This is a genomic window from Tolypothrix sp. FACHB-123 (assembly GCF_014697075.1).
Taxonomy (GTDB): domain Bacteria; phylum Cyanobacteriota; class Cyanobacteriia; order Cyanobacteriales; family Nostocaceae; genus Aulosira.
The window spans coordinates 1-21,505 of the sequence record NZ_JACJRE010000021.1 but is presented as its reverse complement, the minus strand read 5'-3'; the positions used below and the strand labels follow the sequence as shown (position 1 = coordinate 21,505).

The window sequence follows — 21,505 nt, the reverse complement described above, 5'->3', positions numbered from 1 at the left end:
TGTAAGAGGTTTTTGGGCGTGTCTAGTTTAAAAGCAAAGATACAAGGAGAATTTGAGCAGCAGTGGCGAGGAATGCTGTCAGATTATGTTACAGCGATCGCTTGGTCGCCGCAAGGTGAGATTTTCGCCGCCTGTTCTGCGCATGGAGAGGTGATGATGTGGTTGGTGGGAGAAGGAGTTGAGGGAATTTCTCTCCTCCCAGGAAATGGAGAATCTTTAGATTGTCTGGCTTTTTCTTGGGATGGTCAATTTCTCGCCGCAACTGGGCAAAATGGAGAAGTGAAAATTTGGCGTTTACAGTCCCAGCAGCCAGAATTAGTCAGTGTGCGGAAGAATGATGGTGCTTGGATTGACAGAATGGTGTGGAGTCCAAACGCCAATCTACTGGCTTTTAGTTTAGGTCGCATCGTGCAGATATGGAATGCAGAAATCGGTGAACTTGAGGCGATACTAAATTTTAATACCTCTTCTGTCCTTGATATTAATTGGCATCCTAACGGTGAAAGTTTAGCCGTTGCGGGTTATCAAGAGGTGAAAATATGGATGGCGGAAAATTGGAATGATGAACCTTCTTTGTTACCTGTTGATTCCGCCAGTTTGATGATAAGTTGGTCACCGGATGGTAGATATATCGCCTCTGCGAATATGGATCGTTCAATTACTGTTTTAGAATGGGAGAATCCCAACCCTTGGATGATGCGCGGCTTTCCGGGTAAAATTCGTTATTTAACATGGTCAGATACAGCCACAAAATCTGGCGCACCGCTTTTGGCTGCTGCTAGCGCTGAAGGTGTGGTGGTGTGGGAAAAAAAATCTGATGATTGGGAAGCGCAGGTTTTACCTGTACATCAAGATACAGTGCGATCGCTCCAATTTCAACCCCAAACTCACCTGTTAGCTTCTGCTGCTGAAGATGGTTGGGTTTGTCTCTCGAATAAGGGTAAGCGTATCTCTCAAGTTCTTGATGGTGCTGCAAATGGTTTCTCTTGTCTATCTTGGCATCCCCAAGGACATTTATTAGCCGCCGGTGGGAATAATGGTGAGTTAATTATCTGGAAAAAGGGGAAGCGAGGTCAAGGTTTTGGCAAAAAGTAGATTTTTTTGACCGACTCCCCACCCTCATGGTGGGGAATTTTCTGTGTTTTGGCGCTATAATGATAACGATTATCATTATAGTTTAATTATGGTCAGTTCCTTAAATAAACCCCAGGAAAACCTATCCCAGGAAGACAGTGAGAAACTGCTACGAATTCGTCACACCTGCGCCCATATCATGGCGATGGCGGTGCAAAAGCTATTTCCTGGGACTAAAGTAGCAACTGGCCCAGTTATAGAGAACGGCTTTTATTACGATTTTGATTGTCCAGTTAGCATTACCCCTGATGACTTGGGAAAAATTGAGCAACAAATGGGGCGGATAATCAAAGCGAATCTTCCTATCATTCGCGAAGAGGTAGAAAGAGCAGAAATTCGCGCCGAAATTACCGAATTAAACGAACCTTATAAATTAGAAATTCTCGACCGGATTCCGCCAGCAGAAACAATTACTCGTTACTTTATTGGTAGTCCTGATGTTGGGACACCAGAATCTTCTTTATTTATTACAGATATTCAACCTAACAATAATTATTGGTGGGATTTATGTGCAGGGCCTCACATTAATTTTACTGGTGAAATTCAACCTGATGCTTTTAAATTATTAAATATTGCTGGCGCTTATTGGCAAGGAGATGAAACCAAGCCCCAACTACAACGTATTTACGGTACAGCTTGGGAAACTCCCGCCCAATTAGCAGCATACCTCAAACAAAGAGAAGAAGCCTTACGCCGAGATCATAGAAAATTAGGTCAAGAACTGAACTTATTTAGTATTCAAGAAGCAGCTGGTGGGGGATTAGTTTTTTGGCATCCCAAAGGTGCAAATATTCGCTACATTATTGAAGATTATTGGCGCAAAGCCCATCTAGAATCAGGATATCAATTACTCTACACTCCCCATATAGCCAATCTTGATTTATGGAAAACATCGGGTCATTTTGATTTTTATCAAGAGAATATGTTTGACTCGATGGATGTAGAAAATCAGGCTTATCAAATTAAGCCGATGAATTGTCCCTTTCATGTTTTAACTTACAAGCATCAACTACATTCCTATCGCGAATTACCCTTAAGATGGGCAGAATTAGGTACAGTGTATCGCTATGAACGCTCCGGGGCTTTACATGGTTTGATGCGGGTGAGAGGATTTACCCAAGACGATGCACATATTTTCTGTTTACCTCACCAAATCGCTGAAGAAATTCTCAAAGTTTTAAATCTTACAGAACAGATTTTGTCAGATTTTGGCTTTAAAAATTATGAAGTTAATCTTTCTACCCGTCCAGATAAATCAGTAGGAACAGATACAGTTTGGGAGTTAGCAACATCAGCGCTCAAACAAGCTTTAGATGCTAAAGGCTGGAATTATGTTGTTGATGAAGGTGGTGGTGCTTTTTATGGCCCCAAAATTGATATTAAAATCCAAGATGCTATCGGTCGTTTGTGGCAATGTTCCACAATTCAGGTAGATTTTAATTTACCAGAACGTTTTGATATGGAATATATTGCAGCTGATGGTAGTCGTCAACGACCGATTATGATTCATCGGGCTATTTTTGGTTCTTTAGAAAGGTTTTTTGGCATTTTAGTAGAAAACTATGCTGGTGATTTTCCCTTATGGTTAGCCCCAATTCAAGTACGCTTATTACCTGTAAGTGATGATGTGCGAGAATATGCAGAATCTGTAGTAATTGCTTTAAAAAAAGCTGGGATAAGAGCCGAAATAGACAACAGTGGTGAGCGATTAGGAAAGCAAATTCGTACAGCCGAATTAGAGAAAATTCCTGTTGTGGCTGTTGTTGGTAAAAAAGAAGTAGAAAATCAAAATCTGAGCGTCAGAACTAGAATCGGCGGAGATTTAGGAACTATGAATCTGGATGAATTACTACACCGCTTAGAAGAGGTTGTAATTGCTAAACAAGTTATTTAACAGCAGTTAATAAAATGTTGAACAATTTGAAGTTTAATGACCAAGGTTTGATTCCATCCATCGCCCAAGATTACCGCGATGGTACAGTCTTAATGATGGCTTGGATGAACCGGGAATCAATTGAAAAAACACTCGCTACTGGTGAAGCTCATTATTGGAGTCGGTCGCGTTCTCAATTATGGCATAAAGGAGCGACATCTGGGCATATTCAAAAAGTCCAACAGCTTTTTTATGATTGTGATGGAGATACTATCTTGTTAAAAGTTGAGCAAGTTGGTGATATTGCTTGTCACACTGGTGCAAGAAGTTGTTTTTTTAATGCTGTACCAATATCTGTAACCGAATTTTAGATTTTGGTTGGAGGATTAATTCTTAGGGACGGTATCGCCCCGTCCCTAAAATTTTGCTGAGGAATTTTGAATTAACTCATTTCTTTTTTGCAGATGTCAATTGTTGAATTAGTCTAGCTCTTTGATGAGCCATTTCTGGTCTGGTGAGAATTCCCTGTGTGGGGCTTAATAAAAGCGCTAGTAAAAATAGTCCAGATATGACTAGAACAATTGCGGCTCCTGATGGCACATTTAAATAATAGCTGATATACATCCCGCTCACGCTGCCAACTATACCAATAATTGCTCCTAAAAACATCATTTGATGTAATTCTTTGACTAATAAATAAGCTGTGATAGCAGGCCCAATTAATAGTGATACTACTAAAACTACTCCCACTGCTTGCATACTAGCAATGATGGTCAGGGTAATGGCGGAAATTAAACCTATTTGCATTAAGTTTACAGGTAATCCTATTGCTTGTGCGGCTAAAGCATCAAAGGTGTAAAATAGTAATTCTTTGTAAAATAATTTTACACCTAATAAAACAATTACTGTAATTATTAAAGTACGTACAACATCAGATGTGGTTACGCCTAAAATATCGCCAAATAAAAAACTATGCAGGTCTATTTGACTTTTTAATATGGTAATTAGCATAATTCCTAATGCTAAAAAACCTGAAAATACCATTGCCATTGCTACATCAACTTTTACCCGTGACTGAGTTTCAATCCAGGCAATAATCAAGGTACTGATTGTACCGGAAATGAACGCACCGATAAAAATATCGACACCAAAAAAAAAGGCGATCGCTAATCCTGGTAAAACAGCATGAGCAATCACATCTCCTAATAATCCCATGCGTTGTACAATCAAATAGCTACCGACAACAGCACATAATACACCCAGCATTATGGATGTAAATAAGGCGTTGCGCATAAACTCAAATTGTAGCGGTTCTAAAAGTAGATTTAACATTAAATAAACTCCACATTAATTAACAGATATTACGTAAATTTAAGAGAATTTTAACCGCAGAGGACACAGAGAACGCAGAGAGATAAGAGTTTGATTTTTTGTGCATCAGTTCTAATTAAATTAGTTCACTGCGGAGAAAAAATACTCCATCGCCATAGGCTTTTTGAATATTTTTAGCATTTATGACTTCTGCACTATTTCCATCAGCAATAATGGTTTTATTGAGGAGTAAAAATCGGTCATATCTGCGGGAAACTTCGCCCAAATCGTGACCAATCACCATCAAGGTTTTATTTTGATATTTCAGTTCGTTAAATACTTCAAAAATTACCGCCTCGGTTTTTTTGTCTACACCGACAAATGGCTCATCAAAAAAGAATAACTCAGCTTGTTGCGCAAGCGATCGCGCTAAAAATACTCTTTGCTGTTGTCCTCCCGATAATTCCCCAATTTGACGCTGACGCAATTCCCACATCCCCACACGTTCTAAAGCTTCTCTGACTATGGCTTGGGATTGGCGAGAATGGGAACGAAACCACCCTGTATGTCTGGTTCTCGCCATCATCACCACATTAAACACTGTAATCGGGTAATCCCAATCAATTTGACTTTTTTGCGGTACATAAGCAATTTGCGCCAGATGCTGTTTCAAGGAACCGTTACGAAATTTAACTACCCCACTTTCACGGGGAATTAAACCCAAAATCGCTTTCACCATCGTACTTTTACCCGCGCCATTGGGGCCGATGACACCAACGATTTGTCCTGGTTCTAGGCGGAAACTGACATCAGTCACCGCACAAACGCCTCTGTAGTTAACTGCTAAATGACGAACTTCTAGCATTAGACTCCGATTTTATGATAATGATAATCATAATCATAAATTCATCTGTGAGTATCAACAATGTTAGAAAACCAACAAAATAAAGGACTGGTGGTATTAGCTCTTACCTTCAGCTTACTGGGATGCGAGGCGACACCACCCACAACTCAACAAACTAAACCCTTAGATAGTGCTGCTTCCATTGCAACTGCTAACCCAGCCACCGCCGCCAGCGAAGTTCCGTTAGTTGTAGCAACTAATACTATACTTTGCGATTTAACCAAACAAATAGCCGCCACAACGGTGAATCTGCAATGTTTGATTCAGCCTGGTTCCGATCCTCATGTTTACCAGCCTAAACCAGGCGATCGCAAAGCCATTGAACAAGCTAAATTGATTTTATACGGTGGTTATGACTTTGAACCGGAGTTAATTAACTTAATCCAAGCAACATCTAACCCAGCTACCAAAGTCGCAGTGAACGAACTAGCTGTTCCCAACCCGCAAAAGTTTGCAGAAGATGGCAAAACTGTCACCGACCCCCATGTTTGGCATAATGCTCAAAATGGGGTTGCAATGGCGAAGGTAATTGGTGACAGTTTGAGTAAATTAAAACCAGAAAATGCTAATTTGTATAGTGAAAATACACAGAAAGTTACTAACGAAATTAGCAAAATCGACACCTGGATTAAATCGAAAGTAGCAACAATTCCAGAGAAAAATCGGAAGTTGGTGACTACTCACGATGCTTTAGGTTATTACGCTCAAGCCTATGATATCCCTGTAGAACAGGCATTAGGGGGAATTAGTACGGAAGCCGCACCCACAGCCGCCAGGGTGAGTGCATTAGTGAAAGATATTCAAAAAACAGGTGTACCGACAATTTTCGCAGAAGTAACAAATGATGCCAAATTAATTACAGCAGTAGCGAAAAATGCCAATGTCAAGGTTTCAGATAGAGAACTCTATGCTGATAGTTTAGGGGAACCTGGGAGTGATGCCGATACCTATCAAAAAATGCTGATTGCAAATACCCAATCGATAGTTGAGGGTTTGGGAGGAAAGTATACGCCATTTGTACCAAATTGATTTCGCGGATGTGTTTTGCTAGGGAAACACATCCCAGGAAGATTTATGATGAAATGCTAGTTATGGTTCAGTGCGATCGCTCATCATGAATATCTTTCTTTTTGCTAACCCACAACTTAGCTTATTTAGTGACTGGCAAGAGTGGCTAACGGTATCTGCATATTTAAGTTTGATAGTCTTCGTCATCTGGGGTGTATTTACCCCCCAGAAGCGATGAACATTAGCGCTTGAAGAAACGGCATATCAGTTCACCTGAGTCTTTGTCGGCAAATGGTATAAAAGTCCCATCTTTAAGAATTTTAACTTGAGACCGGCAGTTATAAACTTTCGTCGGCTGTTTGACATCATCTACGCTCACAGCAGCTTTGTATTCCCAATAATTTTTAGCGCTGCGTTCGATACTGAGAATGCAAACACGATGTCCATGATAGTTTTGGCATACAGCAGCATTAGCTGGATGCGCTACCGAGAAAGAAAGTATCAGTAGCAGTAAAAAAGTTACATATCTGATTGCGCTCATTTAAACAGGTAGAGAACCATACTTTGACGTTGCTATCGACTGCATCTGTTACTCAGATTGCATCGCAGTTATTGTCTTATGTTACTCGAATCAAGAATCAGAGAAAAATATGTAGGACTTATCCTGGCAAAATCTGTATTCCACTCAACCAATTTGCCAAGTAATTGTAATTAGTGCATTAGAATTATGCAAAATATACATATAGGGTTTGAATCATAGCCAAATAGATGCGATCCTCATTAGTGGGAATAAAGATGAATGCCCCTGGTAATAACCGGGGGCTTTTTGTTTTCAGGTTGAAAAGTGCTACATCGCAAAAAAAGCGATCGCTTTTTTAGCTGATGAAGGGTTATACCTAGGATTTTCGCAATACTCGATGTCTGAGAAATGCTCATGCCTTGAGGCTAAGGCAGATGTCAATGGTATAATTAAGGGAGCCAAACCTCCGACAACGGAGGCATTTGTTCTCCTACCCAAGCTAACCACAATGGTTTAGCGACTCTCAAATTACCTTAAAACTTAATCATTGTTCAATTTGTCTCCCAGTTGCTCATGACAACATGGCGCGCACTTTGTGCTGGCTAAAACTACCGCTTCTGGTCATTTGTACTAGGTGGAAAGACAATTATTTTGGGATTGGCCTTGACGATATTTGTGAGTAGCAGTTAGCCTGTTCGCAGAGCATTTCTAATTTATCCAAGCTGTAATTTAATAGGGGTGGTGAATCACTACCCCTGTTTTTTGTTAATAATCAGTAAATTTAATCAAATCTCCTTCCCTTCTACCCTCTGGCATCTGATCTCTGCCTTATTTTAATTATGCTTCAATTTTCGCGATCGCATCTACTGGCGTGACATTACTATAAATAATAGACATAATCCCTGGCAAATATTCATCCATCATCGCCACGTTAGCGTAAACCACTCGTTTGATCAGTGCAAAACTCAGTCTGTCACCTTCCACATCAATGCTGGTTTTATAGCTGATTTCGCCATCATTAAAATCTAGCTCAAAGTTACCAACAATCATCCCAGAATTTGCTCTCGTAATAAATTCAGCTATAGATAACAGTTTATTTTCTGGCGCGTTAACTGGACAAATTGAGTAAAAAACAAATTGCTTTTGTTCACTTCTTGCCCTAGCATAACAATTCCATTTACCATTTTCGCCTTGGAATGGTAATTGTAACGCTGGCTGTCCGGGAATTTCCATAAAAGCCCATTCATCGGCTTTAAAGAAATTAACGATGGTGGCTAACAGATTATCATCTGGAGTATGTTCTGGTAAATCAGCCGCAATATTTGGGGTAATTTTATCGGGATTAATATCTGATATTTCTGTTAAAAATTTATCTAGTTCTTGCAGCATTTTAGCCGCTGATTTTTGCGTTTTCGCAGATAAATTTGCTTCCGTCCAATCTTTAAAAAAGTTGACAATTCCTGTAGCGATTTCCTCACCAGAATTACTAGCTTGAGCAAGATTTTCGGGACTAATATAAGACCAAAGAGTTGTATACCCAATTTCCCCTGATTCTTGTTGCTGTTTTACAGATAAAGCTAACCAACTTTCAGTAAATAAGAGTTGATGATCTGGTTGTTCTTGGCTGATTTTTAAAATGTAATTTGCAGCTTCTTCATCATTGACAGTGTATTCAGTTAGCAGGGGTAATAAATCGGGTTTGAGACTAGCTTCGATGGTAATATTTGGTGCTTCAAGAAATTTTTGAGATGAAAGCTGGTTTCGAGCATCTGGTTTGAGGTTGAATAATGCTTCTGTGTCGATGCGTTGATAGAGTTCTAATGTTACTTCAAAGGTAAGACAACAGGCGATGAGTTCGTTATCTTTTCTAGTGAAGGTTAAAGTAACAGCGCGAACAGTTAAGGGAGATTGAGAGGAGTCGTATAGTTTGAAAAGTTTGTTAATAATATAATTTTCAGTTTTTGTAACCATGTAAAGTTAACCATTTAATCACTTTATTAAGTATTCAACCGTTGAAAATCTGATGATTGAAAGTCGGAAAAAATTTGTGGCATAATTTCTCTAAAGTTTTTTTCTTCGATTGACATGGGTTCATCAAGGTTAACATTCTCAGGGCCAGCAATAGCTAGATGCCAATACCAAAAACCGCGCGATTTAAGTAATAAATTTAAGTAACCTTCAAAATCTACACCTAGCGGTCTCATTTTTTCACCACGGTAATAATAATATACTTCCGGGTTACTTGAGCCATCTAAATAAAGTGCTGCACAAGCATTACCAATGAAAAAATCTATCGGATGTAAAGGTTTGCAAGGATCGTCTGCATCAAAATAAATAATATTTTTCCAATCCTTATATACTTCCTGAACTGGTAGTAAATCAATATATCCAGCAGCTAATCTGCCTCCAAGGACTTCTACTTCTTCCTCTAATTCCCAATAAATTCTAATTCCATTTGCCTGAAGATAAAAATCCATCATTGCCGGCGTCAGTTTGAATTTCATTTGGGCTGCATTAATTTCTGCCTCTGTGGCTGGGGGATTAATTTCGCAGTCAATCTCATTCGTATTAATTAATGGATTATTTCTTAGCTCCTCTACCATCGCCCGAAATCTATCTACAATACTTGTGGTATTCATAAATCTTGCTATTTTTTGCTTTATTTGCAGTAGATATTCTGACTAATTCTTGCTACTCTACTTCTTCAATTCTTCGCTTTTTACTTTTCTTGCCGGAGGAAACTTCTACTTGGTTAGGATTAAATGAAGCATCTTTTATGGGATCTTTATCGCTATACTCATCTTTATCGAGTTCATTTTTGGTATCTTTTTTATTTTGAGTTAATTCAGAATGTACAGTTGTTTTAAAAGCTCCTTTAAAAGATTTTTTGCCCTCAACATCAAGTTTAGCTGCTTCACAAATTAAATCAGCATTAACTACTCCATTGGCAATATCAGCTTTCTCATTGGCAACTTCAACTTTGTAATAAACCCAATAACCCTGATTATTTACCCAATTTTTCACTACACTTTCTACTTGTTGTACATGTTGCTTGTTGGCGTCAGCAGTTATGGGATAAAGATTTTGTGCGCTTCCTGGCCCACCAAGATTATCATTTAATAAATGTCCTTTTACATATTTTGCATTATTCGATAAAGAAGGATCGGTTGGTAACTTCTTCATTAGCGGATTGAGTGCGCCCCCAAGTGGAGGACTTCCTTGTGGGTGATTTGGGCCTAATCTGGTAGCTTCCATTTTGCTACCAACCAAGTATTTGTTATCAATGCTATGAGTTTCAAAAGTAACCTCCTGCTTAAAGAGGTTGCTATGTGATGTATCTCCTTCATTAAGTAGACCCAAACCAGAGTTATTAAGATGAATTACTGCCTTAGGATTGATTTCCATAATGACAGATGCTGAGGGTGTACCTAAGTTGTCCCACTCAAGCTTCTTGAGACCAAATTCTTTCTTCAAAGTAGGAAAAGACTGTTCGACTTGTTGTGTACTTTCAGATTGAGAAATAATTCCCTGTAATCGTTTCTGGGCTGTTTCTAAATCTTTTGTTTTGTCCTCATGAGTTCGTTCCTCATCTTTTGTATTTTTTTGATTGCTTTGCTCTTCCTGTGCTTTATGTTTATCCTTGCCAAAACTAAACTTATCTTTAACAGATTGTTTCTTATCTTCCATCCAATTTTGGGCAGCTTCTTTTTTATCTTCAACCCACTGCTTACCAGCTTTATATTTTTCTACTGCTTTATCTTTTATTTTTCCAGCTTTCTTACCAAACTTGCTATTCTTAATCTTATTACTAACTTTCTTAAAAGCTTTAGCACCTTTATCAATTATCCAATCAACTGCTTTTTCCATTGGTTTGCGCAGTTTGCGGAAGATGGCTTGAATCTTACCTGCTATACCGCCTAAGCCTAACAAGCTAGCTAAGAAACTAATAACTACAGGTAAAGATTTGGCGAGAGCATTTTCTACACCTGCAATTGCTTGGTCGATTGAGCCACTAGCGATCGCGCCAATTGCATCCAGTATCGCATTAATTAAATCTGCAATCTGCTGGGCGCGTTCAATAAAGAATTTGACTATCTCGTAAATTGTCTTGGCGGCTTTGATAAAGGCCGAAGCGGGTGTCAACAAACTCAGAACCCACTCAACCCCGGCGATAATCACTTTTTCAATGATAAAGTTCTTGATGGGTTCAATAATTAAGGTGTTGAGGTCGCCAATTCTATCTTGGACAAACTGCCAAATCCCCGCTATGCCTTCACTAGCTAAAATTTGAAATACCTCTACACTTTGTTCCATCCAGCTAACTTTGTCTTCACCCAGTCGTTTCACAGCTTGGCCGCGAATTACTTGATAGGTGAAGCCTGCAAGCTGCATGGCTAGGCTAAATATACCTTTAAGGTCAAAGTTTTCTGGCATTTCAATGCCGGCTTCTGCCATTGTGCCAGTTAGCCAGCCAATTAATCCTTGTTGTAGGTGCTTCCCAATATTCTTCATGAAGTTGAGGAAGCCTTGCTTCACCGCCTGAATTAAATTACCTAAGAAACCTATGGGGTCTTTGAGAATTTGCCCAACTACACCAGCAACTCGTGCTAGAACTTCCAACAGCATTTTTGTCAATTCGATGATAGTCTTAATGACTCCCACCACAAAGTCGAAGGCTTTTTGAATTAAACCGCGATTTGCTGCTTTCATCTCTTCAATGCGAGCATCAACGGCTTCGAGGTTTTCTTTATACTTCTGGGCTAGGGTATCAATTAGCTCATCTTGTTTGCTATCAACGCTTTGCTCCAATTCGTCAAATTTGCTGTCAATTTCTGTAGCGGCTTCTTGGCCTACGCCTTTGAGGTCTTGGGGTAGTTGGTTAACATAAGTTTGAATTTCCTGCTTACCAGTGGCTATTTCGGCTTTGGCTTGGGTCAATCCTTGACTGATAATAGCGACGACTTTGTTAATTACCCCATCCATCTGTTGGATGTAAAGCTGACGACCTTCTTGATAGAAGACATTCACCTCATCTGGTAGACCTGCAAATTGGTCTCTAATCCAGCTTGTCCAGCCCCACATTCCACCATAGCGATCGCTCTTATATTTGTCCATCTTTTGGCTGACGTAATCCTCAAAGGCTTTCTTGGCTTCAGCCGCGCCTGCATCAAAGGCTTGGATTACTTGTCCGTCTAAATCGCCTAGGGTTTTCTCAACTTTGGCTTTGGTTTTATCAAAAATCTTATTAATATCACCGGCAATTTTCGCTCTGGCTTGCTCATCCTTACCCTTAGCCCCTACCTGCTTATCTGCTACCTGTCCCAGGTTTTGACTACGGACACCATGCATAGCTTGCAGTTGCTGTTGAGCGGTGGCTGTGGCGGTAGCTTGGGCTGTGGCGAGGATTGTTTGCTCTTGCTGGCGATATTTGGGCGGTGCTTCCTGGGCGTTGGTTTGGGCTTCTTTCTTGGCGGTGAGTGCGCCTTGAAACTCCGGCTCGTTAGATTTTGCTAATTGCTCCTCTGTGACATCCGCCTCTTGCATTTGCTGGTCAAGTTTTTTACTCTCCGTTTGGATTGGCGCTTCCACTTCACCCTGTCCTTTAGATTTGGGTGCGGCTTTATCTGCACCTATCCCAGTAGGCGGTGCGCCGGGTTCCGTTGGCGGTAGGGGGGTAACTTGTTTGGCTTCAATCCCACTGGTATCGGGTTTTTGTTTGCTTTTCTCTTCTAACTGACCTTGAGAGTTTTTCTGTTCTTCTTTGACTTTGCCACTTAAATCGCCTTTGACGGCATCAAGTTTATTATTATCTTTAAATTTATCTGCTTCGTCTAAATTTTTAGGAGCCATATCCGCAATCCGCTCCATCAATTTAGCTTTGAAGGCGACGGCGTCAAATCCTGGGGTGGGAGCCTGTCCCATTTCGCCTACGTGATTGGCTTGGGCTTTGCTGTCTACTTCATTAGTAGGCGCAACCGCCGCAGCTTGGGCGGACTGGGCTTTGCTGGCGGCGGTGGGGTGTTGTTTTTCTTGTCCGGCGACTTGTTTAGTATTACTAACTACTGCTTGAAATGCAGGGTCATTGTCTGGAGAAACGGGAGCTTTTTCACCTTCACTAGGAACATTGGCTGATTTATCAGTGGTATTAGCTACATTAGCCCCTGGTAATTCCCCAGGGTTGTTACCTTTGCCTTGATTAGCTTGGATATCTTGTGGCTGAGGCTGTTTCTGGGCTGACAAGGGATTTCCCGCAGCTTCGACAGCGGTATCTACCTTTTTTGTCGGCGGTGGATTTGCACCCCCATCACCGTTATTGGGTGGGGGAGAGGCGCTAGCTTGTTCTTTAATCGGCGGTTGCTGATTTTTTTGTTCTTTATTTTCGGTTTCTGGTTTGGATTCTCCCACCTCTGAGTTTTTTGACTGATTTTCCTCAGTGGGTTTGGGGGAATTCTCCCGGCGTTGAATTGTCGAGAGTTTGTTTTCCTTGGGAGTGATATGGAGAGATTTGGGCTGGAGTGGTTTTGATTCTTGGGGCTGTAATTCCTTAGCTGGCTCAGTTTCCGGCTGGGTTTGTGGACGCAACAATGATATGCGACTAATGTCGTGTCCTGGAGGCTGATTGAGGGGTTGTAATAAAGAAACTGCTGGGGGAGAAGTTTGAGATGTGTTTAAACCAAAGCCGCGTACCGGGTTTTTCAGAGTGGGGATAGAGAAACCTGTAGTAGTTTTTTTATGCCGGCTTACCTGTTCTCTCATGGTCTGCTCCTGAAGCCCCAGCAATCAAGTTGTCAATATTGCACCAGTTTAATTAGGATACTGCGATCGCATTTATCAAGCAATTAGCCCAAAGTCTAATTGTTGTTTTCCCAAAAAAACACAGATAAACATCGATGGGCGGCGATGAATATCTGTGGTGTGTTTAAAGAGGAGTTAAAAGTAGGATGCTGATTTTCTGCTATTTTGTTCGCTCACTCAAAAGGTGAACTAGCATAATCCACCTAAATGCGACTCTTGTCTAAACCAGCTAAACTATGGGAACGACCATTTTGTCCAAAGCGCTTTTGCAGAATTTGCCGATAAACTGTTTCATAACTGTCGGTCATTTTCTGTAAGCTAAAGCGGTTTTCTACATGCTGTCTGCAAGCATAACGGTCTAAGTCTGTGACTTTAGCGATCGCACTAACGAACTGATCAACATTTTCACACAAAAAGCCTGTCTTACCATCATCGATGACTTCGACTGTAGAGCCGAGGTTCATGGCAATCACTGGTGTACCTGCGGCCATTGATTCTACCATCACTAACCCAAATGGTTCTCGCCAAGTGATAGGAAATAAAGTAGCTACCGCACCTCCCATTAAAGCATTTTTTTGCTCGTGGTCAGCTTCACCTAAATATTCAATTTGTTTGCCGTCAATTAGGGGTTTAATTTCTTTTTCATAATATTCCACATCAACGACATCTACCTTACCAGCAATTTTTAAATGCCAACCTGCTTGTTTAGCAATTCCTATGGCTAAATGAGTTCCTTTTTCTGGCGATATTCTCCCTAAAAATGCTAAGTAAGGGGGATCTTCTGGTTGCGCATGAAATTTATAACTGCTGACATCAATCCCGTTATATGCTGTGGCGACATAATTCAGTCCTAATCTGTATTCGCGTTGCGCTTCGGAAATACTGATATAAGGTTGATTTTTTGCATATTTAAACATCTTTTCGTTGTCAGGCGTAAAAATCCCATGCAACGTGTGAACTGTAGGGGTTTTGACGAGATTCGCATAGGGTAAAGCTGCACAACCCATATGGGAATGAATGATATCAAATTCGTCGGCTCGCTCGTAGACTAAACCCAATTGCAACATCTCGTAAATGCCATATTCTTTGATATTGGGATCGAGTCTTAAAGCACGGGGGTGAACTGATTCTAGCTCTGCCAAACTGATAGAATCTCCTGATGCAAATAGTGTGACTTCATGTCCGCGTCGCACCAGTTCATCAGTCAGCAACCCCACTACTAACTCTATTCCTCCATAAGCTGGAGGGGGTACTCTCTCCCATAGTGGGGCTATCTGAGCAATTCGCATCACAAACCTCCTAAAAAGTTAGTCTTGGCTGAGAGATTTGGCTTTGTGAGTTGCATATTTAATGCATAATTTTAAGCTATACAACCTAAGCCCAAAGCACCTTTTGCACGCCAAGCAAATTATGAATTACTAGAGAATAGTAAAATTTAAATTGAAGTGTTTTCTTCTATCTTTGTAGGGAAATTTGCTTCTCCTTTAGAGGTAAAAATTAGCTTTTTGAGTGAACCTGTACCACATCTATCGGTTTATGTTCGTTCACAAATCATTCGCAAAGTAAAATGTTGATTGTTGAGTGTTGACTGCGAATGCTAGTTAATCTTGACTTTTAAACATAATCCGCATAAAATTATTGGCTGATTAAAATTTATCCCCAAAACCCTAACGTGAATATTTCTCCATCTTCAAAAAAACCGCGTGTCGTCTGGCAGGCGGTTTTATCAGTAATTATATTTATCTTTATGTACCTGCCTATACTGGTACTTTCCTTTTATAGTTTCAATAAATCGCCTTATAGCGCCAGTTGGCAAGGATTTACTCTTGATTGGTATCGTAAATTATTTAGTGATGAGCGGATTGTTTTAGCTTTGCAGAATAGTTTAATAGTTGCTTTTAGTGCAGTGGCGATTTCCGCAGTATTGGGAACGTTAATGGCTGTGGGTTTAGCCCGTTATCAGTTTCCTTTCAAGAAATTGTATCAAGGCATGGCTTATTTACCATTAATTATTCCAGATATTGCGATCGCAGTTGCCACCCTAGTGTTTTTAGCGGCATTTGCCATTCCTTTAAGCCTGTGGACAATTATTGCTGCCCATATAGTATTTTGTCTAGCCTACGTCGGCTTGGTGGTTTCTTCGCGCCTTTCTCACTTAAATCCCCACCTAGAGGAAGCAGCTTTAGATTTAGGCGCTACACCAGTACAGGCTTTTATCAAAGTATTATTACCCCAGTTAATGCCGGGTATTATTGCGGGTTGTCTATTAGCTTTTGTCTTGAGTTTAGATGATTTTCTCATTGCCAGTTTTACCACAGGTAGTGGTTATAACACCTTACCAATGGAAATTTTTAGTCGGATTAGAACAGGAGTAAAACCTGATATTAATGCTTTGAGCGTTATTTTAATTTTAGTCTCTGCTCTCGTTGCTTTTGTAGCAGAATTAATTCGCGCTTACGGAGACGAAGTTTAAAAATTTCTAGTTCAAAAAAAGCCAAAAGCTTTGAGCAAGCCGATTTGAATTTGGCGACAGCAATTAATAGCATTTACAATTAGCTGTGTTTCGTAATACAGCTAGTATTCTGTTGACAGATAAATGAAAATACTATTATTATTCTTATGTGATAAAAATGCTTGCTCTCATATTTACTCATATTTAAAAAGTCACAAACAGAGTTCAACAAATAAATACAATGGCTCCATCTGAATTAAATCATTTAAGTATCTACACAGATTAAATCTGTGCCTATTTATTTGTCCGTAAACCTGTTTTCACTTTAGATAATATTGGGGCTAACTTTGGACAAGATGCTACCTACCCTACATTATGCAAATCTGCCAAAATCCCAATTGCTCAAATCCCTTCAATCATGACAACAATATATTTTGTATAAGTTGTGGTCAAAACAACTTTGGCAAAATGCTGAGAAACCGCTACCGTGTTTTAAGGTTAATAGGTGAAGGCGGTTTTAGTAGAACTTATGCAGCCGAAGACGCAGATAGATTAGATGCGCCTTGTGTCATCAAGCAATTTTTTCCTCAAGTTCAAGGAACTGGACAGCGTAAAAAAGCCGCAGAATTTTTTAAAGAAGAAGCATTTCGACTGTATGAACTCGGAGAAAATCATACCCAAATTCCTCGACTTTTAGCTTATTTTGAACAAGGTTCAAGCTTATATCTCGTACAAGAATTTATTCAAGGGAAAACCCTATTACAAGAAGTTCAAGCACAATGCTTTACTGAACAAGAAATTCGCCAACTTTTAGCCGATTTATTGCCAGTACTGGATTTTATTCATGCGCGAAATGTCATTCATCGGGATATTAAACCAGAAAATATTATCCGTCGCGATAGTGATGGTAAACCGGTATTAATCGATTTTGGTGGTGCGAAACAGGTAACCCAAACTAGTTTAGCGAAACAAGCTACAGTCATTTATACAATTGGTTATGCTCCCACAGAACAAATGGCTGGCTTTGCTTGTCATGCTAGCGATTTGTATGCTTTAGGTGTAACTTGTGTGCGTCTGTTAACTCAATGTTTGCCCTTACAAAATGGTGATGGCAATATTGAAGATAATTTGTATGATGCCATGAATGCTCAATGGTTATGGTCAGAAAAATTGCAAGAACATGGCATTACCATTAGTGATGGGTTAGCGAAAATACTGGATAAATTGCTGCAACATTTACCCAAAGATAGATATCAAACCGCTAACGAAGTCTTGAATGATTTAAAATCTACCACCACATCAGCCCTAGAAGCAGAGATTTTCGCTATTTCCCAGCGACTATTACTATCGGGAACGCCAAAGACAAAACAACAAAAAGCCATCAAACCCCTACCTTCTTTACAAAGCTTTGAATTTGATGTTGTCACAGTAGACACAGCTGGTAGAGAAGTCAACCGCGATCGCCTGTATAGTAAATATTTTACAGAAGAATTGGGAAAAGCGATCGCCCTGGAAATGGTCTCAATTCCTGGCGGTACATTCATGATGGGTTCCCCAGAGTTTGAAGGTGATGCTGACGAACGTCCCCAGCACAAAGTTACAGTCGCACCCTTTTTTATGGGGAAATATCCTGTCACCCAAGCACAATGGAAAGTTGTCACCGCCTTACCGAAAGTCAAACAAACATTAAATCCTAACCCCTCGAAAAATAAAGGCCCCTATCGTCCAGTAGAAAATGTATCTTGGCATGAAGCTGTAGAATTTTGTGCGAGATTAGCCGAAAAAACCGGACGGGAATATCGTCTACCCAGCGAAGCCGAATGGGAATATGCTTGTCGTGCTGGAACCAAGACATCCTTTCACTTTGGGGAAACCATTACCCCGGAATTAGTTAGCTGTAGTTATAGCGATACCAAATACCGTAAAGAAACCACAAATGTAGGTAGTTTTGAAGTTGCCAACGCCTTTGGATTGTACGACATGCACGGTTTAGTGTGGGAATGGTGCGCCGATCCTTGGCACAATAATTATCAAGGCGCACCCGCAGACGCTAGAGTTTGGGAAGAAGGTGGTGATATTCATCGTCGCGTACTCCGTGGCGGTTCCTGGAGTTTTGGCGCAGAACTTTGTCGCAGCGCCAGTCGCAGTTGGAATGAGTCAGACGGTGGATTGAGAATTTGTGGCTTTCGGGTAGTATTTTCTGTGGAAGGAAATAGTTAAAATTATATTTTACAACTCATCAACCTGTTATAAACACCCATAAATCATGCGTGTTTATTTATTGTTTATTCAACTTGAATCTACATTTCAAATTGTGTTAAAAATCTTGTAGGTTGTGTTGTCGCGTAGCGCAACGCACCTTGAAGAATAGCAAAATTTAATTGCTATATTAAAAAATATTAAAAAAGGAGTTTATTAAATGTCTGATTTACTGCCAATTATTCAAATAGGTAATCCCATCCTACGCCAGCAATCCACATCAATTGATAATATTCACAACCAAGAAATTCAAAAACTTATTGACGATTTAATTACCACAGTTGCGCAAGCTAATGGCGTAGGTATTGCTGCACCACAAACTGCCGAATCTTACCGTTTATTTATTGTTGCATCCCGTCCTAATCCCAGATATCCCCATGCGCCAGAAATGGCACCAACCGCGATGATTAATCCAAAAATTATTGCCCATTCTAGCGAAATAGTTAAAGGTTGGGAAGGTTGTTTGAGCGTTCCTGGAATTAGAGGATTTGTGCCAAGATATCAAGCAATTACAGTAGAGTATACAGACCGCAATGGTAATTTACAGCAACAAGAACTAACTGATTTTGTGGCGCGAATTTTTCAACATGAATACGACCATCTGGAGGGTATTTTGTTTGTAGATCGTTTAGAAAGTAACGAGGATAAAATAACAGAAGCAGAATACCAAGAACGTATTGTTAATCAAGTTTTATAGTAAGTAATACCTACCGAATTTTGAATTGGTATTACCGCTTTTTCGCAGAACATAACCTGAGATTTCCCGAACTAGCAAGACTACCATCAGAAATCCAACCTTCTTTTGGAGAAGCGATCGCAATCCAATTTTCTCCATCCACTTCGACAATTGAAGCAGGGAAACTATCTGGTTTGACAATTCTTCCATTAGCTACTATTCCCAAGCGCCGAGAATTCACCCTTGGTTCTTGGCGAATTACCAAGCTTTTTTTATTTTGAGTGTCAACACGCAGACAATTAACATTGTGCAAACTTGCTTTAATTGCAGTGCTGCGATATGTATGCAAAAAACGTCCGCCAAACCAACAGCCAGATTCTACCAATCCCGTACCAAGGCGTTGAACTGAATTACTCAACCTAAACCAGTACTTAATCTCTGTATCAGATCCCGCATCAGTTTTACAAGCATTCTCAAAATCTAAATATCCCCCCAACTCTAAATTAGAAAAACCCGCATCAAAATCAGCTTTAACAGCTTCTGCTTGCGATCGCCACAAACTCCAGCCTGGTTCCGCTTGATTGTGAGGTGCGTTAGGATTTTGCGATTGTGCTTGCACAGCTAGAGGTGATAATAACCATAATGCCCCAACTAGACAATTGAAAAAACTGCTAGGTAAGACTTTGAGGGTTTTTGCCATATTACTCCCATTGATTTGGCGATTTGATTCTGGGAGATAGTATTAGTAGCGATCGCACTTGATGTCAAGCGGTGGCTCCGCCAAAGCCTTCTCTTCTCTACGAGACGCCTACGGCGAACGAGACACTACGCGTAGCTTGCTTCTCCGTTCGCGTTAGCGTCTCCGTTAGGAGAAGGAGTACGGCTAACGCTAACAAAAAACGCTGACTTAACGGTGACGATTTGTCGCGAGTAATGTCCCAGCGCACAAGCGGGACATTACTTCATCCTTAATTCGGTAATATCCTATTCTTAATGGCTAAATAAAAAAAAGGTTTGGCTGATTACCAGACCTTTTGATAAATCCAGTGCATAACAACATCCCGATTAAATTTACTCTTTATTTTTTTATTAGGCATCTTCCTCTAGGATGTGTTCAAATCTTGTCACAGATGATAATACCTAAATCAAAATTACAATATAACTTAGGTAATACCATTTCCCTGTAATCAACAGACAAACGGGTAATGAAAAGCAGGTGAAACCCCTACAAAAATAAATCTTGGTATAAAAAAGATTTTGCTAGCTATACTGTATTTTATCTCGATTAACTATTTCGTTATAAAACTAATATCCCACAAATTTAACGCAAAATAAAAGACGGGTATTATCCCGCCCAGATAGCTTGAAAGAGGTAACACACCTTGGACTCTGAAAAAAATACACAGCGAATTAAATAGTTTGTCAGGAATATTCAGGAAGCAAAAATAACTGTTATTTGCTGATTATTTTTAGGTCTGATCCGGTTTACTCCTAACAAGCTCTATGAAAATAGCATAGTTAAATTTTCAAAAGTTGCCAAAATGCCAAAAAATAACAGACCAAAAAAGCAAGAAGACAGGTGCGGCCCCGTCTTCTGTAATGAGTGTAAACATCTTGGTAATATATGTAATATATCAAGGTAATTTTGCAGATAGTTGCCAAAATGCCAAAGGGTTAAAATTTAAACAAGTCTATTTATTGAGGTGAAATTGCCAGCAGTGATATCTGATATCTAAAATTAGTAGTTACGTAAGTTTAATTTAATTAATATGGATGCTGAATTTTTACAGGTGCAGGTTTAATCGAGATCACAAAACCGGCCCCTACTGACAACCGACAAGTCAGCGAATCTGGGAAAAGCGATCGCAAGCCGAAATGTAATAAAATTTTCTGAATCAAAAGATTCATCAGACTTAAAGTAGACACTATAATGGTACCGCCGCCTTTGCCACAATTATTTTAGGACTGCTATATATTCCTTGTTTGATGATTATAGGAATTGCGATCGCCTTACTTTCTTTTTGGCTAGGAAAACAAGGCAGAAGGTAATAATATGCCCAAAGTATGCGTTAATGGAATTGATTTGTTCTACGACATTAAAGGAAGAGGCGAACCTTTATTATTAATTTCTGGCTACTTTTGCGATCATACCTACTGGTCATTGCAAATGTCTGCATTGGCGAAGCAGTATCAGGTAATTCGCTTAGATAATCGTGGCTTTGGGCGAACTTCTGCCCCTGACAGTCCGTACACTATTGGGCAAATGGCAAATGATACCGCCGCACTGCTGGAACATATTGGTGTAGATAAGGTACATTTAGCAGGCCATTCAATGGGTGGTCATATTGCCCAAGAACTAGCATTATCTCATCCCGAAAAGGTACAAAGTCTAATACTTCTCTCATCTTTAGCTAAGGGTGATGCCTTATTCAATCATATAATCTCCACCTGGGGAGAACTCGCCTACACCCTCAGGGCAAACGCATCTAAATAGAGAAAAGTGCTAAGTAGAGGTGTGTTTTGAGTAGTACAAGAGAACTATATATAACTGGTGAAGAGAGCGATCGCTAAAA

15 protein-coding genes and 1 pseudogene are annotated in these 21,505 nt (G+C 40.0%); 8 read left to right on the top strand and 8 right to left on the bottom strand.

The genetic code is table 11. The annotated features are described in order from the left end of the window. Positions 1 to 18 precede the first annotated feature (18 nt). The 3 genes from H6G41_RS15490 (at position 19) to hisI (ending at position 3,378) form a co-directional block, all read left to right on the top strand. Positions 19 to 1,095 (top strand): WD40 repeat domain-containing protein, encoded by a 1,077-nt coding sequence (locus H6G41_RS15490; protein ID WP_308796216.1) that lies wholly within the window; start codon positions 19 to 21, stop codon positions 1,093 to 1,095. Positions 1,096 to 1,183: 88 nt separating this feature from the next. Beyond that, entirely contained in the window at positions 1,184 to 3,028 is a 1,845-nt protein-coding gene (thrS, locus tag H6G41_RS15485; protein ID WP_190747164.1) for a threonine--tRNA ligase, read from the top strand. Positions 3,029 to 3,042: 14 nt separating this feature from the next. Further along, a complete protein-coding gene (gene hisI / locus H6G41_RS15480) occupies positions 3,043 to 3,378 on the top strand; it encodes a phosphoribosyl-AMP cyclohydrolase (protein ID WP_190747080.1) in 336 nt (111 codons plus the stop codon). Positions 3,379 to 3,454: 76 nt separating this feature from the next. Here hisI and H6G41_RS15475 read toward each other — a convergent pair whose 3' ends face one another. Together H6G41_RS15475 and H6G41_RS15470 are read right to left on the bottom strand one after the other, a co-directional pair. Beyond that, a complete protein-coding gene (locus tag H6G41_RS15475; protein ID WP_190747079.1) occupies positions 3,455 to 4,339 on the bottom strand; it encodes a metal ABC transporter permease in 885 nt (294 codons plus the stop codon). A 115-nt stretch (positions 4,340 to 4,454) separates the two neighbouring features. Beyond that, positions 4,455 to 5,183: a metal ABC transporter ATP-binding protein gene (locus H6G41_RS15470; RefSeq protein WP_190633798.1), complete on the bottom strand. Its 729-nt coding sequence runs from the start codon at positions 5,181 to 5,183 to the stop codon at positions 4,455 to 4,457. A gap of 60 nt (positions 5,184 to 5,243) precedes the next feature. Between H6G41_RS15470 and H6G41_RS15465 the strand changes: the two genes are divergently transcribed. Further along, on the top strand, positions 5,244 to 6,251 hold the full coding sequence (locus tag H6G41_RS15465) for a metal ABC transporter solute-binding protein, Zn/Mn family (protein ID WP_190747078.1): 1,008 nt from the start codon (positions 5,244 to 5,246) through the stop codon (positions 6,249 to 6,251). Between the two features lie 220 nt (positions 6,252 to 6,471). Here the strand turns inward: H6G41_RS15465 and H6G41_RS15460 are convergent, their stop codons facing one another. The 5 genes from H6G41_RS15460 to H6G41_RS15440 all read right to left on the bottom strand — a co-directional run bounded on the left by H6G41_RS15460 (position 6,472) and on the right by H6G41_RS15440 (position 14,834). Beyond that, complete coding sequence (locus H6G41_RS15460) at positions 6,472 to 6,771, bottom strand: hypothetical protein (protein WP_190747077.1); 300 nt, start codon at positions 6,769 to 6,771, stop codon at positions 6,472 to 6,474. An 816-nt stretch (positions 6,772 to 7,587) separates the two neighbouring features. Beyond that, positions 7,588 to 8,721, bottom strand: coding sequence for a YbjN domain-containing protein (locus H6G41_RS15455; protein WP_190747076.1), 1,134 nt, complete (start codon positions 8,719 to 8,721; stop codon positions 7,588 to 7,590). A gap of 26 nt (positions 8,722 to 8,747) precedes the next feature. Further along, entirely contained in the window at positions 8,748 to 9,389 is a 642-nt protein-coding gene (locus H6G41_RS15450; RefSeq protein ID WP_190747075.1) for an SMI1/KNR4 family protein, read from the bottom strand. Between the two features lie 52 nt (positions 9,390 to 9,441). Then, the gene (locus H6G41_RS15445; protein WP_190747074.1) at positions 9,442 to 13,506 is read right to left on the bottom strand and encodes a hypothetical protein; all 4,065 of its coding nucleotides are present in this window, start codon (positions 13,504 to 13,506) and stop codon (positions 9,442 to 9,444) included. Positions 13,507 to 13,748: 242 nt separating this feature from the next. Next, positions 13,749 to 14,834, bottom strand: a complete 1,086-nt coding sequence (locus H6G41_RS15440; protein ID WP_190747073.1) for a glycosyltransferase family 4 protein — start codon at positions 14,832 to 14,834, stop codon at positions 13,749 to 13,751. Positions 14,835 to 15,292: 458 nt separating this feature from the next. On the opposite strand from H6G41_RS15440, the gene H6G41_RS15435 reads away from it, so the two are divergent. The 3 genes from H6G41_RS15435 (at position 15,293) to def (ending at position 18,953) form a co-directional block, all read left to right on the top strand. After that, complete coding sequence (locus H6G41_RS15435) at positions 15,293 to 16,018, top strand: ABC transporter permease (RefSeq protein WP_190747072.1); 726 nt, start codon at positions 15,293 to 15,295, stop codon at positions 16,016 to 16,018. A gap of 354 nt (positions 16,019 to 16,372) precedes the next feature. Continuing rightward, a complete protein-coding gene (locus H6G41_RS15430; RefSeq protein ID WP_190747071.1) occupies positions 16,373 to 18,217 on the top strand; it encodes a bifunctional serine/threonine-protein kinase/formylglycine-generating enzyme family protein in 1,845 nt (614 codons plus the stop codon). 199 nt (positions 18,218 to 18,416) lie between these two features. Then, on the top strand, positions 18,417 to 18,953 hold the full coding sequence (def, locus tag H6G41_RS15425) for a peptide deformylase (RefSeq protein ID WP_190747070.1): 537 nt from the start codon (positions 18,417 to 18,419) through the stop codon (positions 18,951 to 18,953). A 31-nt stretch (positions 18,954 to 18,984) separates the two neighbouring features. On the opposite strand, the gene H6G41_RS15420 is transcribed toward def, so the two are convergent. After that, positions 18,985 to 19,632, bottom strand: a complete 648-nt coding sequence (locus H6G41_RS15420) for a hypothetical protein (protein ID WP_190747069.1) — start codon at positions 19,630 to 19,632, stop codon at positions 18,985 to 18,987. 1,353 nt (positions 19,633 to 20,985) lie between these two features. On the opposite strand from H6G41_RS15420, the pseudogene H6G41_RS15415 reads away from it, so the two are divergent. Next, a pseudogene (locus H6G41_RS15415) lies at positions 20,986 to 21,393 on the top strand (alpha/beta fold hydrolase); the annotation flags it as partial. Positions 21,394 to 21,505: the final 112 nt, after the last annotated feature.